General features: G+C 59.8%; 12 protein-coding genes. 7 read left to right on the forward strand and 5 right to left on the reverse strand.

From position 1 onward, the window contains the following. Positions 1-65 precede the first annotated feature (65 nt). Positions 66-824, reverse strand: a complete 759-nt coding sequence (locus JAB1_RS10540; protein ID WP_070279919.1) for a 5'-methylthioadenosine/adenosylhomocysteine nucleosidase — start codon at positions 822-824, stop codon at positions 66-68. A gap of 1,477 nt (positions 825-2,301) precedes the next feature. Here JAB1_RS10540 and JAB1_RS10545 point away from each other — a divergent pair. The 7 genes from JAB1_RS10545 to JAB1_RS10575 all read left to right on the forward strand — a co-directional run bounded on the left by JAB1_RS10545 (position 2,302) and on the right by JAB1_RS10575 (position 11,055). Then, the gene (locus JAB1_RS10545) at positions 2,302-3,927 is read left to right on the forward strand and encodes a GMC family oxidoreductase N-terminal domain-containing protein (RefSeq protein WP_070279920.1); all 1,626 of its coding nucleotides are present in this window, start codon (positions 2,302-2,304) and stop codon (positions 3,925-3,927) included. Between the two features lie 143 nt (positions 3,928-4,070). Beyond that, positions 4,071-4,841, forward strand: coding sequence for an ABC transporter ATP-binding protein (locus JAB1_RS10550; RefSeq protein ID WP_070279921.1), 771 nt, complete (start codon positions 4,071-4,073; stop codon positions 4,839-4,841). Further along, on the forward strand, positions 4,841-5,569 hold the full coding sequence (locus JAB1_RS10555) for an ABC transporter ATP-binding protein (protein WP_034783852.1): 729 nt from the start codon (positions 4,841-4,843) through the stop codon (positions 5,567-5,569). The genes JAB1_RS10550 and JAB1_RS10555 overlap by 1 nt, the downstream gene beginning before the upstream one ends. Before the next feature lie 84 nt (positions 5,570-5,653). Further along, positions 5,654-6,862 (forward strand): ABC transporter substrate-binding protein, encoded by a 1,209-nt coding sequence (locus tag JAB1_RS10560; RefSeq protein ID WP_070279922.1) that lies wholly within the window; start codon positions 5,654-5,656, stop codon positions 6,860-6,862. A gap of 159 nt (positions 6,863-7,021) precedes the next feature. Then, positions 7,022-7,906 (forward strand): branched-chain amino acid ABC transporter permease, encoded by an 885-nt coding sequence (locus JAB1_RS10565; protein ID WP_070279923.1) that lies wholly within the window; start codon positions 7,022-7,024, stop codon positions 7,904-7,906. A 31-nt stretch (positions 7,907-7,937) separates the two neighbouring features. Further along, entirely contained in the window at positions 7,938-8,918 is a 981-nt protein-coding gene (locus JAB1_RS10570; RefSeq protein WP_034752665.1) for a branched-chain amino acid ABC transporter permease, read from the forward strand. Between the two features lie 76 nt (positions 8,919-8,994). Beyond that, entirely contained in the window at positions 8,995-11,055 is a 2,061-nt protein-coding gene (locus JAB1_RS10575; RefSeq protein WP_070279924.1) for a 3-hydroxybutyrate oligomer hydrolase family protein, read from the forward strand. A gap of 46 nt (positions 11,056-11,101) precedes the next feature. Here JAB1_RS10575 and JAB1_RS10580 read toward each other — a convergent pair whose 3' ends face one another. The 4 genes from JAB1_RS10580 to sugE all read right to left on the reverse strand — a co-directional run bounded on the left by JAB1_RS10580 (position 11,102) and on the right by sugE (position 13,872). Beyond that, positions 11,102-11,893 carry an EAL domain-containing protein gene (locus tag JAB1_RS10580; RefSeq protein WP_070279925.1) on the reverse strand — a complete coding sequence of 264 codons (792 nt, stop codon included), beginning with the start codon at positions 11,891-11,893 and terminating at the stop codon, positions 11,102-11,104. A 44-nt stretch (positions 11,894-11,937) separates the two neighbouring features. Beyond that, entirely contained in the window at positions 11,938-13,095 is a 1,158-nt protein-coding gene (locus JAB1_RS10585; RefSeq protein ID WP_070279926.1) for an iron-containing alcohol dehydrogenase, read from the reverse strand. 85 nt (positions 13,096-13,180) lie between these two features. After that, positions 13,181-13,540 (reverse strand): NADH-quinone oxidoreductase subunit A, encoded by a 360-nt coding sequence (locus JAB1_RS10590; RefSeq protein WP_034783844.1) that lies wholly within the window; start codon positions 13,538-13,540, stop codon positions 13,181-13,183. Between the two features lie 11 nt (positions 13,541-13,551). After that, positions 13,552-13,872 (reverse strand): quaternary ammonium compound efflux SMR transporter SugE, encoded by a 321-nt coding sequence (gene sugE / locus JAB1_RS10595; protein ID WP_070279927.1) that lies wholly within the window; start codon positions 13,870-13,872, stop codon positions 13,552-13,554. Between the last annotated feature and the right edge of the window lie 189 nt (positions 13,873-14,061).

Here is a 14,061-nt window from a genome sequence, read left to right on the forward strand (position 1 = left end):
GATAGTTAACGCGGAAGGGCAGAACCAGTGGTTCTGCCCTTTTTTTATGCACGCTAGCTGAAAAATCAGCAAGCCAGGCGCTGGCACAATTGCTGGATCACCGTAAACGCATACGGCGAGGCGACGGTCTGCACGAAACGCATGAAGTCGACGGCCGCCTCTTCGTTGGCATTGTCGGAAATGGTGCGCATGACGGTAAACGGCACGCCCAGTTCAAAACACACTTGCGCCACGGCGGCGCCTTCCATTTCGACGGCCAGCAGGTCGGGGATATCTTCTTTCAGCTGGTTCACATGCGCGGCGCTGCTGATGAACTGGTCGCCGCTGGCGATCAGGCCGCGGTGCACCTGTGCGTGCTGCAAGCCAAATTCCACGATATGCGCTGCCTTGAGCACGCTGGAGACATCGTCACGCAAGAAATCTTCGGCTGCACCAGCCAGTTGCGTGCTCAATTCCAGGTCCGTGGCAAAACGCTGCAAGCCTGTCAGCGGCACTTCGAAGCGGGGAAACAGGGGACGGGCGTCCATATCGTGCTGCAACAGCGCTTCGGCCACCACGATATCGCCGACTTTCACGCGTTTATCCCCGCTGCCGGCCACGCCGGTGAAGACGATGTGGGTAACTCCGTACTTTTCCACAAGGATAGAAGCTGTCATGGCAGCGGCAACCTTGCCCAGACGCGACAGGACGCACACAGCGTCGATATTCCACAGGGTTCCCAGGGTGTAGTCGCGCATGCCGTGTGAACGCCTCTGGGGGCCTTGCATGGCTTCTACGAGCCCCTGCTGTTCTTCGTGCAAGGCACTGATGATGCCTAAACGCATTTTTTTGTGTGAATTCATGCTGTTTTTACAGGTTTTTGGGGATTGCAAAACGGTTTACACGGTGAAAACAGCCGTTTCGGCAACTTTTCCACCGTTCGCGTTTGTCTCTGTGTTTTAAATAAAGATGTATACATAAAAATAGTAGTGATAGTAAACGGCCATTTTTTTGTGGATAAGTCGGTATACCGTATAAGAATCATCGACTTGGCGCTCAAAAAAGTAGGCGCACAAGCATTGTATCCAGCAAGGACTTGTTTGGGATAAAAATCGGGCTGTGGACAAAGATTGACTTTTCCCACATCTCATCCTGTGGATATGCAGGCACTTATCCACAGCAGCAAGCAAAAATCATGGTTTTTCTTGCTGTAGTGGCATGGTTGACGTGCTTCGTCTGCCTTGATCCTTGCCTGGCAATCCAGGTTGAGCAACCACGAACGTTGTTCTTTCACGGACCTTCGCATCCAGGTGATTCCTGGAAGACGGTTTTGCAGTGGGTCGCGATGTCGCCGTTGGCTTTTTTTTTTGACGTTTTTTGCATGCTTTTGGGAAATATCCCCGGACTTCCGCTTTTTTTATCGGTTTACAATAGATCTATATATAAAAATAGTAGTAATAGTAAACGCGTTTTTTTCTGTGGATAAGTCGCTTTTTTTCAACAGGATCAACCGTTTACGCGCAAAATAAAGCGTGCATAATCGCTGTATCACGCGAGGAGCAAAATTGTATAAAATGCGGGCCTGCGCATAACTTCGTGTTTACTCACAAGTCATCCTGTGGATATCAAGTGACTTATCCACAACCGTCTCAAATTTCCCCTCTCTTTCATATCGAACCGCTTGCTGGCACTGTGCCCGCTCAAGCCTGTTGACGTTCCCATTTTGCAAAACGGTTTGGCAGTGCTGTGCGCGTGATGTTGGCCACGCCGGTTTTCGTCGCGCAGTTGTTGGCTCGAATTTTTTTTGTCAGCAAAGCCGCTCGTCGGCTTTTTTTTTGAAGACAAGCTTGCGAACCCTTTCAAAGACGAAGGGCAGGCAAAGCGCGCGTTGTCGGGTTTACCTTAACAAGTTCATATACAAGAATAGTAATAGTAGTTAACGGGCACATCTTCTGTGGATAAGTCCCGATTTATCCTTGTAAACAATCGCTTGGCGTGCGGATAAGCGCTGAGTAAGGGGTGTATCTGCCTGGGACGGTTTCTGGACAAAAAAAAGCCGCTGAAAAAATTTTTCGTTTACGCACATATCGTACCTGTGGATATCCATACGGTTATCCACAGCTTGATGACCCTGTTTTTGAGCTTGCCGTGACGCTCGCGCATATCGCTGGCCACGATTAATGTCGCCCTTGCCCAGCACTGGTGGTAATCTCAAGGCGGCTCAGCAGCCATGCATGCATGAAGAAAGACAGACTCTGGTAAAGGGACGCGGTGGGGAGACACGCCGCGCGACAGCTTGATGGCATACCGAAAGGAGCTTCATTGGAATCGGCAGGCGAATACGACTACATCATCGTGGGCGGCGGCACGGCAGGTTGCGTGCTGGCCAACCGGCTCACGCGCGACAAGGATGCCAACGTTTTACTCGTGGAAGCGGGCGGCAAGGATGATTACGTGTGGATCCATATCCCCGTCGGCTATCTGCATTGCATCGGCAATCCCCGCACGGATTGGCTGTATTCCACGCAGGCGGACGCGGGCCTGGGCGGGCGCAGCCTGATCTATCCACGCGGAAAAGTGCTGGGCGGCAGCTCTTCCATCAATGGCATGATCTATATGCGCGGCCAGGCCGGCGATTACGACCACTGGGCCGATTTGACGGACGACGCTTCCTGGCGCTGGGACAAGGTCTTGCCGCTCTTTAAAAAAAGCGAGGATTACTACGGCGGCGCGTCGGAAAACCATGGCGTCGGTGGTGAATGGCGCGTGGAAAAACAGCGCTTGTCGTGGGATATCCTGAACGCGTTCCGCGATGCGGCGCAGCAGGTCGGCATCCCGAAAACCAGCGATTTCAATGGCGGCGACAATAGCGGCAGCGCATATTTCGACGTCAACCAGCGCCGCGGCATCCGCTGGAATACCTCGAAAGCGTTCCTGAAACCGGCATCGCGCCGCCCGAACCTGACGATCATGACGGGCTGCCACGTGGAACGATTGCTGCTGGAAACGACGGAGTCGGGGCCGCGCTGCACGGGCATTGTATTTACGGGCGGCGGCACGCAGTGGCAGGCGACGGCCCGGCGGGAAACCTTGCTGACGGCGGGCGCCATCGGTTCGCCGCAATTGCTGCAATTGTCCGGCATTGGCCCGGCCAGCTTGCTGCAGCAACATGGTATTGCGCCCGTGCTGGACGCTGTTGGCGTGGGCGGCAACCTGCAAGATCATTTGCAGCTGCGCATGGTCTTTAAGGTGCAGGGCGTAAAAACCTTGAATGTGATGGCCAGCAATATCGTTGGAAAAATGCAGATCGGCTTGCAGTATGCGCTGTTCCAGAGCGGGCCCATGTCGATGGCACCGTCGCAGCTGGGGGCGTTCGCCAAGTCCGATCCGCAGCAAGCCACGCCGAATCTGCAATACCACGTGCAGCCGCTCTCCCTGGACAAATTCGGCGAACCCTTGCATGCGTTTCCCGCGTTTACGGCCAGCGTCTGCAATTTGCGACCCACTTCGCGCGGCCATGTGCAGATCGCCTCGGCCGACAGCTATGCGGCGCCGAAGATCGTGCCCAATTACCTGAGTACGGAGCAGGACCGTACAGTGGCGGCCCACGCCTTGCGGCTGACGCGGGCCATCGTGGCCGCGCCGGCGTTAAGTAAGTTTGCGCCGCAGGAATACAAGCCCGGCGTGCAATTCCAGAGCCAGGAAGAGCTGGCGCAGGCGGCCAGCCAGATCGGTACCACCATCTTCCACCCGGTGGGTACTTGCCGCATGGGCCTGGCCAGCGATGGATCTAGCGTGGTCGACAGTCAGTTGCGCGTGATCGGCGTGGCTGGCTTGCGCGTTGTCGATGCATCGATCATGCCCTACATTACTTCTGGTAACACGAACTCGCCCACTGTGATGATCGCGGAAAAAGCGGCGCAAATGATACACGCGGCCTGGAAATAGCAGGAAATAGCTGGGTAAAGGCGCGAGTTTGCGCCATTCGGGCTGGCGCAAAATCCCCGTAGTTATACTGTATTGTGCGTTAAATTTAAGTTGTGTATTATAAAAATGACTAAGTAGTACAAAAAGTACAACTAGGAGACACGATGTCAAACGTAATCTTGGAAACAAGAAATTTGACCAAGGAATTCAAGGGTTTCACCGCTGTGAGCGAGGTGAACCTGAAGGTAGAGCGGGGCCATATCCACGCCTTGATCGGTCCGAACGGCGCCGGCAAGACCACGTGTTTTAACTTGCTCACCAAATTCCTGGTCCCCACTTCAGGACAGATCCTGTTCAATGGGAAAGATATCACTGCCGCCAAACCCGCCCAGATCGCGCGTATGGGCGTGATCCGTTCCTTCCAGATTTCCGCCGTCTTCCCGCATTTGTCGGTGCTGCAAAATGTGCGCATCGGCTTGCAGCGCCAGCTGGGCACGTCGTTCCACTTCTGGCAAAGCGAACGTTCCCTGAATCAGCTCAACGACCGCGCCATGGCCTTGCTGGCCGAGGTCGACCTGACGGAATTTGCCGACACCATCACGGTCGACATGCCGTACGGACGCAAGCGGGCGCTGGAAATTGCCACCACCCTGGCGATGGAGCCGGAAATGATGCTGCTCGACGAACCGACGCAAGGCATGGGTCATGAAGACGTGCATCGCGTGACGGAACTGATCAAAAAGGTGTCGGCTGGCCGGACGATTCTGATGGTGGAACACAATATGAGCGTGGTCTCGGGCATCTGCGACAAGATTTCCGTCCTGCAGCGCGGCGCCATGCTGGCCGAAGGCAGTTACGCGGAAGTGTCGCGCAATCCGCACGTGATGGAAGCGTACATGGGCACCACCCACGCGGAACTGGAAGGGGCGCATTGATGGCGACACAAGCGAATCGCGGCGCACCCGCGCTGGAAATTGCACAGCTGCACACCTGGTATGGCGAATCGCACATCCTGCATGACGTGAACTTGAAAGTGGAGCAGGGTGAAGTGGTGACTTTGCTGGGCCGCAACGGCGCCGGCCGCACCACCACCTTGCGCGCCATCATGGGACTGACGGGGGCGCGCACGGGCTCGATCAAGGTCAACGGTGTCGAAGCGATAGGTTTGGCCACGCACAAAATCGCCCACCTGGGCATCGGGTATTGTCCTGAAGAGCGCGGCATTTTTTCCTCGCTGTCGACGGAAGAAAACCTGCTGCTGCCGCCGACCCTGGCCAGCGGAGAGAAGGGCATGTCGGTGGAAGAAATCTACGCCATGTTCCCGAACTTGCAGGAACGCCGCCACAGCCAGGGCACGCGCCTGTCGGGCGGGGAACAGCAGATGCTGGCCGTGGCGCGCATCCTGCGCACGGGCGCGCGCCTGCTGCTGCTCGATGAAATTTCCGAAGGCCTGGCGCCCGTCATCGTGCAAGGGCTGGCGCGCATGATCACCACCCTGAAAGCGAAGGGCTACACCATTGTCATGGTGGAACAGAATTTCCGGTTTGCCGCGCCACTGGCGGACCGGTTTTATGTGATGGAGCACGGTCAGATCGTCGAGACTTTTGCTGCATCCGAACTGGAGGCCAAGATGCCGGTATTGACCGAGCTGCTTGGCGTGTAGTCCCCATGTAGTACGCGTACATCTGGTACGCGTTATCGTCCAGCAATCGACTGAATAGCAAACAATAATCCCAACGGAGACACTATGAAACGTAACGCTATCGCCATTGCCACCGCCACTCTTTGCGCCCTGGGCTTTTCCGCCGCTGTGCACGCCCAGGTATCGGGCGACACGATCAAGATCGGTTTTATTTCCGACATGTCGGGCGTGTACTCCGACGTCGACGGCCTCGGCGGCGCGGAAGCCATAAAGATGGCGATCGCCGATGCCGGCGTCGTGCTGGCCGGCAAAAAGGTGGAATTCATTTCTGCCGACCATCAAAACAAGGCCGACATCGCCGCCTCGAAGGCGCGCGAATGGTTCGACCAGCAGGGCGTCGACATGCTGATCGGCGGCACCAATTCCGGCGCCAGCCTGGCCATGGCCAAGGTCGCGGCGGAAAAGAAAAAAATCTTCATTGCCATCGGCGCCGGTTCCTCGCGCCTGACGAATGAAGAGTGCACGCCTTACACCGTGCATTACGCCTACGACACGGTGGCGCTGGCGCGCGGTACGGGCGGCACCATCGTCAAGCAGGGCGGCAAGAACTGGTACTTCATGACGGCCGACTACGCGTTTGGCCATTCGCTGGAAAAAGACACGGCCGAGGTCGTCAAGGCGGCCGGCGGCAAGGTGCTGGGCAGCGTCAAGCATCCGCTGGGCGCTTCGGATTTCTCTTCCTTCCTGCTGCAGGCGCAATCGTCCAAGCCGCAAATCCTCGGTCTGGCCAATGCGGGCGGCGACGCCATCAACAGCATCAAGGCGGCCAACGAGTTCGGCCTGACGAAATCGATGAAACTGGCCGGCTTGCTGATCTTCATCAATGACATCCATTCGCTGGGCCTGAACCTGACGCAAGGCATGTACCTGACGGATGGCTGGTACTGGGACTTGAATGCGGACACGCGCGCCTGGTCGAAACGCTATTTCGCCAAGATGAAGAAAGAGCCGTCGATGCTGCAGGCGGCCGACTATTCGGCCGCGGCGAACTACCTGAAAGCCGTCAAGGCGCTGGGGACGGATGACACCGAGAAAGTCATGGCTTACCTGAAAAAGACCAAGATCAACGACATGTTTACCCAGAATGGCGAAGTGCGTCCCGATGGCCGCATGGTGCACGATATGTATTTGATGGAAGTCAAGAAGCCATCCGAGTCGAAGTATCCATGGGATTACTACAAGGTGGTCGCCACCGTGCCCGGTGCGCAAGCGTATGTGACCAAGGCCGAATCGAAGTGTTCGTTGTGGAAGTAACGCTGTAGCAACCTCCACAGAGTACCCGCCGCTGCGCGGGCGCTCTGTCCTGCACGCTTCGCCCGCAGGGTACGCCTTGCGCCGCCGCACCCGTTTGTGGCGGCGTGTTTCCCTTGATACCACACCGTCGTCCGGCGGTGCTTTTTATACTGTGATGCCATGGAAATTTTCGGCGTTCCAATACAAGCGATGATGAGCCAGCTGCTGCTGGGTCTCGTCAACGGCTCGTTCTATGCCATGTTGTCCCTCGGTCTGGCCGTTATCTTCGGCTTGCTTAATGTGATTAATTTCTCGCACGGCGCCATGTACATGATGGGCGCCTTCCTGGCCTGGATGGGCCTCAGTTATTTCGACATCAGTTACTGGGCCATGCTGGTCATCGCCCCGATCCTGGTCGGCCTGGTTGGCATCCTGATCGAAAAGACCATGCTGCGCTGGTTATATAAACTCGACCACCTGTATGGCTTGCTGCTGACCTTTGGCATCACCCTGATCATGGAAGGCGTGTTCCGCTCCTTCTATGGCGTCTCGGGACAGCCGTATGCCGTGCCTGAAGCGCTGGCTGGCGCGACGGACCTGGGTTTCATGATCCTGCCGAACTACCGCGCCTGGGTGGTGATCGCCTCGCTCACCGTGTGCCTGGCTACCTGGTTCTTCATCGAAAAAACCAAGCTCGGTGCCTACCTGCGGGCCGGCACGGAAAACCCGAAACTGGTGGAGGCGTTCGGCATCAACGTGCCGCTGATGGTAACCCTGACGTTCGGCTTCGGCGTGGCGCTGGCCGGTTTCGCCGGCGTGCTGGCGGCGCCGATCATCCAGGTCTCGCCGCTGATGGGCTCGAACCTGATCATCGTCGTGTTTGCCGTGGTGGTGATTGGCGGCATGGGTTCCATCATGGGCTCCATCCTGACGGGCCTGGGCCTGGGCGTGATCGAGGGCCTGACCCGCGTGTTCTACCCGGAAGGCTCTGCCACCGTGGTGTTCGTCGTGATGGTCATCGTGCTGCTGCTGCGTCCCGCCGGCCTGTTCGGCAAAGAAAAGTAATCCTCATCAGTCATGTATTGGAGCTACCACGATGAATAAAAATGTAGGTTACGCCATTGCCTTGCTGCTGGCGTTGGCGGCCCCGTTTTACGGCTATCCCGTCTTCCTGATGAAGTTGCTGTGCTTTGCCCTGTTTGCCTGTGCTTTCAACTTGCTGATCGGCTACACCGGCTTGCTGTCGTTCGGCCATGCGGCCTTCTTCGGCGGCGCCGGCTATGTCACCGGCTACGCGCTACGCACCTGGGGCTGGCCAACGGAACTGGGCTTGCTGGCCGGCGTCGCCACGGGCGCCTTGCTGGGCCTGGTGATCGGCGGCCTGGCGATCCGCCGCCAGGGCATCTACTTTACGATGATCACCCTGGCGCTGGCGCAGATGGTGTACTTCCTGGCCTTGCGTCTGCCCTTTACGGGGGGCGAGGATGGTTTGCAGGGTGTTCCACGTGGAACCTTGCTGGGCACGATAGACCTGGGCAATGACACCGTCTTGTACTACGTCGTGCTGGCCATTTTTGTCGCCGGCTTCGCCCTGATCGTGCGCACCATCCACTCGCCATTCGGTCAGGTCCTCAAGGCGATCAAGGAAAACGAACCGCGCGCCATCTCGCTGGGCTACGACGTCAACAAGTACAAGCTGATGGCCATCGTGCTGTCCGCTTCGCTGGCCGCGCTGGCCGGCGCCACCAAGACCCTGGTGCTGGGCTTTGAAACCCTGACCGACGTGTACTGGGGCATGTCGGGCCTGGTCGTGCTGATGACTTTGGTAGGCGGCATGGGCACCTTGTCCGGTCCCATCCTCGGCGCCGTCTTGATCATCGCGCTGGAAAACAAGCTGGGCGATGTCGGTACCTATCTGGCCACGCACACGGGCATCGAGTGGTTCGGCACCCTGGGCGAATCGGTCGGCATGGTCACCGGCGTGATCTTCGTTATCTGCGTACTGATGTTCCGGCGCGGCATTGTCGGCGAAGCCATCGCGCGCTTCGGCGGCAGGGCTGCCAAGGCCGCGGTCTGATTTTCAAGCAACGCCGGACGGATCGTCCGGCGTTTTTCATTGTGCGTCCACTGTTACTTCAACGGAGAGAACCACCATGCAAACGACGATCACGCGCGCGGGGAGCAGCCTGTGCACCTTGCTGGCGTTGGCAGCCTGCGGCAGCAACCATGCGCCGGAAGAGCTGAACCAGATGCCCGGCTACCTGGGCACCATCACGCGGGCCGACTACGACGGCAAGAGCAATGATCTGCTGACGGCCGGCCTGGGCAAGACGGGGCTGGCGGGAGCAACGCCCGCGTATGCAAACGTGGAACAACCGACGCCGCTCGAACTGCGCCGCAATGCCATCTACGCCAATTACCGCGCCGTACTCGACATTGCCGCCAACAGTGGCTACGGCACCCTGTACGGACCGAACGTGGATGCGTCCGGGAACGTGGGCACGGGCGAGGGCCTGGTCGCGGGCAGTGAATACATCGCCTATGCCGACGATGGCTCGGGAAAGAAGAATGTCACCTTGATGGTGCAGGTGCCGGCCAGCTTCGATCCCGACCATGCCTGCATCGTCACGGGCACGTCCAGCGGCTCGCGCGGCATCTACGGCGCCATCGGCAGCTCGGGTGAATGGGGCTTGAAAAAAGGCTGCGCCGTGGCGTATGCCGACAAGGGCTCCGGCACGGGCTTGTACGTGTTCGAGGACGACAGCGTCAACCTGCAGAACGGCGTGCGCGCGGGCAGGGTGGCCGCCGGCAAGAATGCGCTCTTCGCGCCCGACTTGAGCGACGCCGACCGCCTGGCCTGGTCCGGCGCGAACCCGAATCGCATCGCCTTCAAGCACGCGCACTCGCAGCAGAATCCCGAGAAGGATTGGGGCAAGGTGACCTTGCAGGCGGTCGAGATGGCGTATTACGTCTTGAACGAGCGCTACGGCGTGCTGGCCCGCGACGGCAGTGCGCGCATCGTGCGCCTGACGCCGAAGAACACCATCACGATTGCCTCGAGTATTTCCAACGGCGCCGGCTCGGCCTTGCTGGCGGCGGAACAGGATACCAAGGGCTTGATCAGCGGCGTGGCGGCCAGTGAGCCGCAGATCCAGCCGACGGCGTCAAGCGCCTACAGCGTGCGCCAGGGCGGGGCGGTGGTCGCCAATCCCGGCCGTGCGCTGTTCGACTACGCCACCTATGCGGCCTTGTATCAGCCGTGCATCGCTTCCGTGGCCGGCAATGCGGGACGCTGCACGGCGCTGGTCAGCAAGGGTTTATTGAACGGCGCTGACCTGGCCGCCCAGCAGGCGGACGCGAAGCAGCGCTTGCGCGCGTATGGCTGGCTGCTTGATTCCGATCCGCTGCAGGCGGCACACGCGGGCACGAATATCCTCGTGGCTGTCACGTATGCGTATGCCTACGGCAAATTCTCCGTCACGGACAAGGTGTGCGGTTTCACGTTTGCGCAGACCGATCTCAGCGGCAATCCGGTCGCATTCACGTCGGCGCAAAAGGCGGCCAGCTTTGCCGCGCAAAACGGCATCCTCGGCAATGTCGTGTATGAAAACAGCGTGGGCGGCGCCAGGGTGTACACGGCCGGCGTGTCGTCTTCCAGCGGCCTGGCGGACCAGTCGCTCGACGGCTTCCTGTGCCTGCGCAGCCTGGCGACGGGGCGCGATACCGTCAGTGGCGCCAACTTGCAAGGCACGCTGGCCGGGCAAAGCGTGCGCGTGCGGGCAGGCATGGCGGAGGTCGCTGCCAGCGGCAAATTGAATGGCAAGCCGGCCATCATCGTGCACGGCCGCAGCGATACCCTGATTCCCGTCAATCACGCTTCGCGCGCCTATCTTGGCCTGAACGCCGCCGTGGAAGGGAGCAATAGCCGCCTGCGCTATATCGAGGTGACGAACGCCAACCATTTCGATTCCTTCAGCAGCGCTTTGCCGACCCTGATCGTGCCCCTGCACGTGTACCTGAACCGGGCGCTCGATGCCATGTATGTGCACTTGAATGCCAAGCAAGCCTTGCCGCCATCGCAGGTGGTGCGCACGGTGACGCGCGCCGATGCGTCAACCCTGATCACGAATGTCAACGTGCCAGCGATCGCCACGGCGCCGGCGCCCGGCAATGCCATCAGCGTGACGGGGACGGTCGTCGACATTCCCAACTAGGCGGTATCGCTTGTGGAACTTGCGGCCACGTTTCACGTGGCCGTTTTTATTCCCAGGCCGTATCGGGGATGTTGCCCAGCCCCTGGAAGACAGGCTTGGAAAACCAGTAGCCCTGCATCAGGGAAATGCCGCAGCTGGCCAGGAAATCGCGCTCGGCGCGTGTCTCGATGCCTTCGGCCAGTACGCGGATACCGAGCTCGCGGCACAGGCTGGCGATGGCCCGCACGATCGCCTGGCGTGGCGCGTGCATATCGATCCCGCGCACCAGATCCATGTCGATCTTGATGATGTCGGGCTGGTATTCGGCCAGCAGGTTCAAGCCCGCATAGCCGGCGCCGAAATCATCGATGGCCGTCTGGAAACCGAAGCGCCGATAGGCGCGGAAGATCTCGACCAGATGGGGACGGTCCTGCACCCGTTCGCCTTCCGTCACTTCAAAGATGATTTTATGGGTGGGGAAGCGGTGCAAGGTGGCCGCTTCCAGGGTGCTGCGGATGCACACTTCGGGACGGTAGACGGCGTTGGGCAAGAAGTTGATCGACAGAAAGCCCGGCATATCCAGCTTTGCTGCGCCGGCCACGGCCTTGACGCGGCAAGCCTGGTCGAAGCGGTAGCGGTTGGCGTCGTTGACTTGCGCCAGCACGCTGGCCGCGCTTTCGCCGTTGGGCCCGCGCACCAGCGCCTCGTGCGCATAGATACTGCGCGTGGCCAGGTCGACGATGGGCTGATAGGCATACTCGAAAGCAAACGGCAGCGGCGCGCTGTCGTGGCAGCCTGCACAGGCACCGTGTGGAAAGCTGGTGGCGTCAGGATGAATCGGGATGTCGAGAGGTGTCATGGTGCTAGTTTAGGCGGACGGGTTGGCTGATTCCGTCTGCTGTCTCACAGTGCGGCAGCATAGATGGCGCGCGCATCGCTGTGCGTGACGGGCCGGGGGTTGTTCCCCAGCAAGCGCGTCTGCAGCATGGCTTCATCGGCCAGACGGTCCAGGTCGCTGGCCGCGATGCCCACTTCGCGCAGGGTGCGCGCGATGCCCGTCGCCAGGGCAATCTCCTGCAGGGCGTCGATCAGGACCATGGCGCGCGCTTCCTCGCTGCCCGTGATGCCCGGTTGCAGGACGGCTGCCAGTTGCGCATACAGGGGCGCCGCGTGGGATAGATTGAAACGCAGCACGTGCGGCAGCACCAGCGCATTCGACAAGCCATGCGGCACGTGGAACAGACCTCCGATGGGATAGGCGAGCGCATGCACGGCGGCCACGGGCGCATTGGCAAACGCCTGGCCGGCCAGCATGGCGCCCAGCAGCATGGCCTGGCGCGCCGGCAAGTTGCTGCCATCGCGGCAGGCGGTGACCAGGTTGCTGGAGAGCAGTGACAAGGCTTGCGTGGCCAGCATGTCGGACAATGGGTTTTTCAACAGGCGGCTGGTGTACGCTTCGATCGCATGCACCATGGCATCGATGCCGGTGGCGGCCGTCACGGCGGGTGGCAAGCCCAGGGTCAGGCTGGCGTCGAGGATGGCCAGATCCGCATACAGTTGCGGTGCGACCACGCCCATCTTGCTGGTGGCGCCCGTGGTGACGATGGCGATGTGCGTGACTTCCGAGCCCGTGCCGGCCGTGGTCGGTAATAGCACCAGGGGCAGGCGCTGGCCGTGGACATTGCCGATGCCATACAGTTGGGCCAGTTCCTGGTGGCCCGGTGCCAGCACGGCGATGAGCTTGGCCACATCCAGCGAGCTGCCCCCACCGAGGCCGATAATCAGTTCCACGTGAAACATCCGGGCCTGGGCCACACCGGCCAGCACGATGGCTTCCGGCGGATCGGCTTGCACTTCGGAAAAGACGTGGACCTCGATGCCGGCCGCCTGCAGGTTGTGCAAGGAGGCATCGGCCAGACCCGTGCGCAAAAAGCCTGCATCGGTGACGAGCAGGGCGCGGCGCACGGTGGGGAAGTGATGGGCGATATGCGCACCCAGCTGGGCGGCGGTGCCCGGTTCAACGATCAGGTGCGGCACGGTGCGGAACTGGAAGGCGGACATGCAGACTCCTGACAGTGATGGCAGAAGCCCAGCTTACTCCGCTTTCCCGCCCCGCGCCTGTTTCACGTGGAACAAAAAGCGGGGACTACTCCCACTCCAGCGCGCCGCGTTTCCATTCATAGGCCAGGCCGATGGCCAGTATGCTCAAGAAACCCATGACGGCCCAGAAACCGGGCAAGCCGAGTTCATTCACGTTGGCCGCCCACGGCATCAGGAAGATCACCTCGATATCGAACAGGATGAAGAGAATGGCGACCAGGTAGAAACGGATGTCGAACTTCATGCGCGCGTCGCCGAACGCTTCGAAGCCGCATTCGTACGGCGACAGTTTTTGCGGATCCGGTTTGTGCGGGCCCAGCGTGCGCCCCAGCAGCATGGGCACGATGCCGACCAGGATGCCGATCAGAATGAACAGGAGGACGGGGAAATAGTTTTCGAGAAGCATGGGGATTCCTCTCAGTGGCTGGACGACAGTTTCATCAGCACGATGCCGCACACGATGAGGATGGCGGCGCATACGCGCATGGTATTGAGCTGCTCGCCCAGAAAAACGATGCCGACGATAAAGGCGCCGACGGCGCCGATGCCGGTCCAGATCGTATAAGCCGTACCAAGGGGCAGGGTGCGCATGGCCAGCGACAGCAAGCCGAAGCTGGCGATCATCATGACGATGGTGACAACGGAGGGGGTGAGTTTGGTGAAACCCTCGGAGAGTTTCATCGAGTATGCCCACACGACTTCAAACATGCCGGCAATGAGTAAAAGTATCCAGGCCATGGCGGCTCCTTATACAGAGCGGGCCGTCCCGGTGTGTTCCCATGATGGGGGAGGCCGTCCTCCTGGATGATCGTCCCGCAGGCCACTGGCGTGGTCACGTTGGCGGACGATGCGGCAATTGTAGCAAACATTTCACGCCACCGCAGCCCTCCGCTTGCCCACGCTGCGTGTTCCACGTGAAACAGAAAT

Origin of the sequence: Janthinobacterium sp. MP5059B (assembly GCF_001758645.1) — a bacterium.
Taxonomy (GTDB): domain Bacteria; phylum Pseudomonadota; class Gammaproteobacteria; order Burkholderiales; family Burkholderiaceae_D; genus Janthinobacterium; species Janthinobacterium lividum.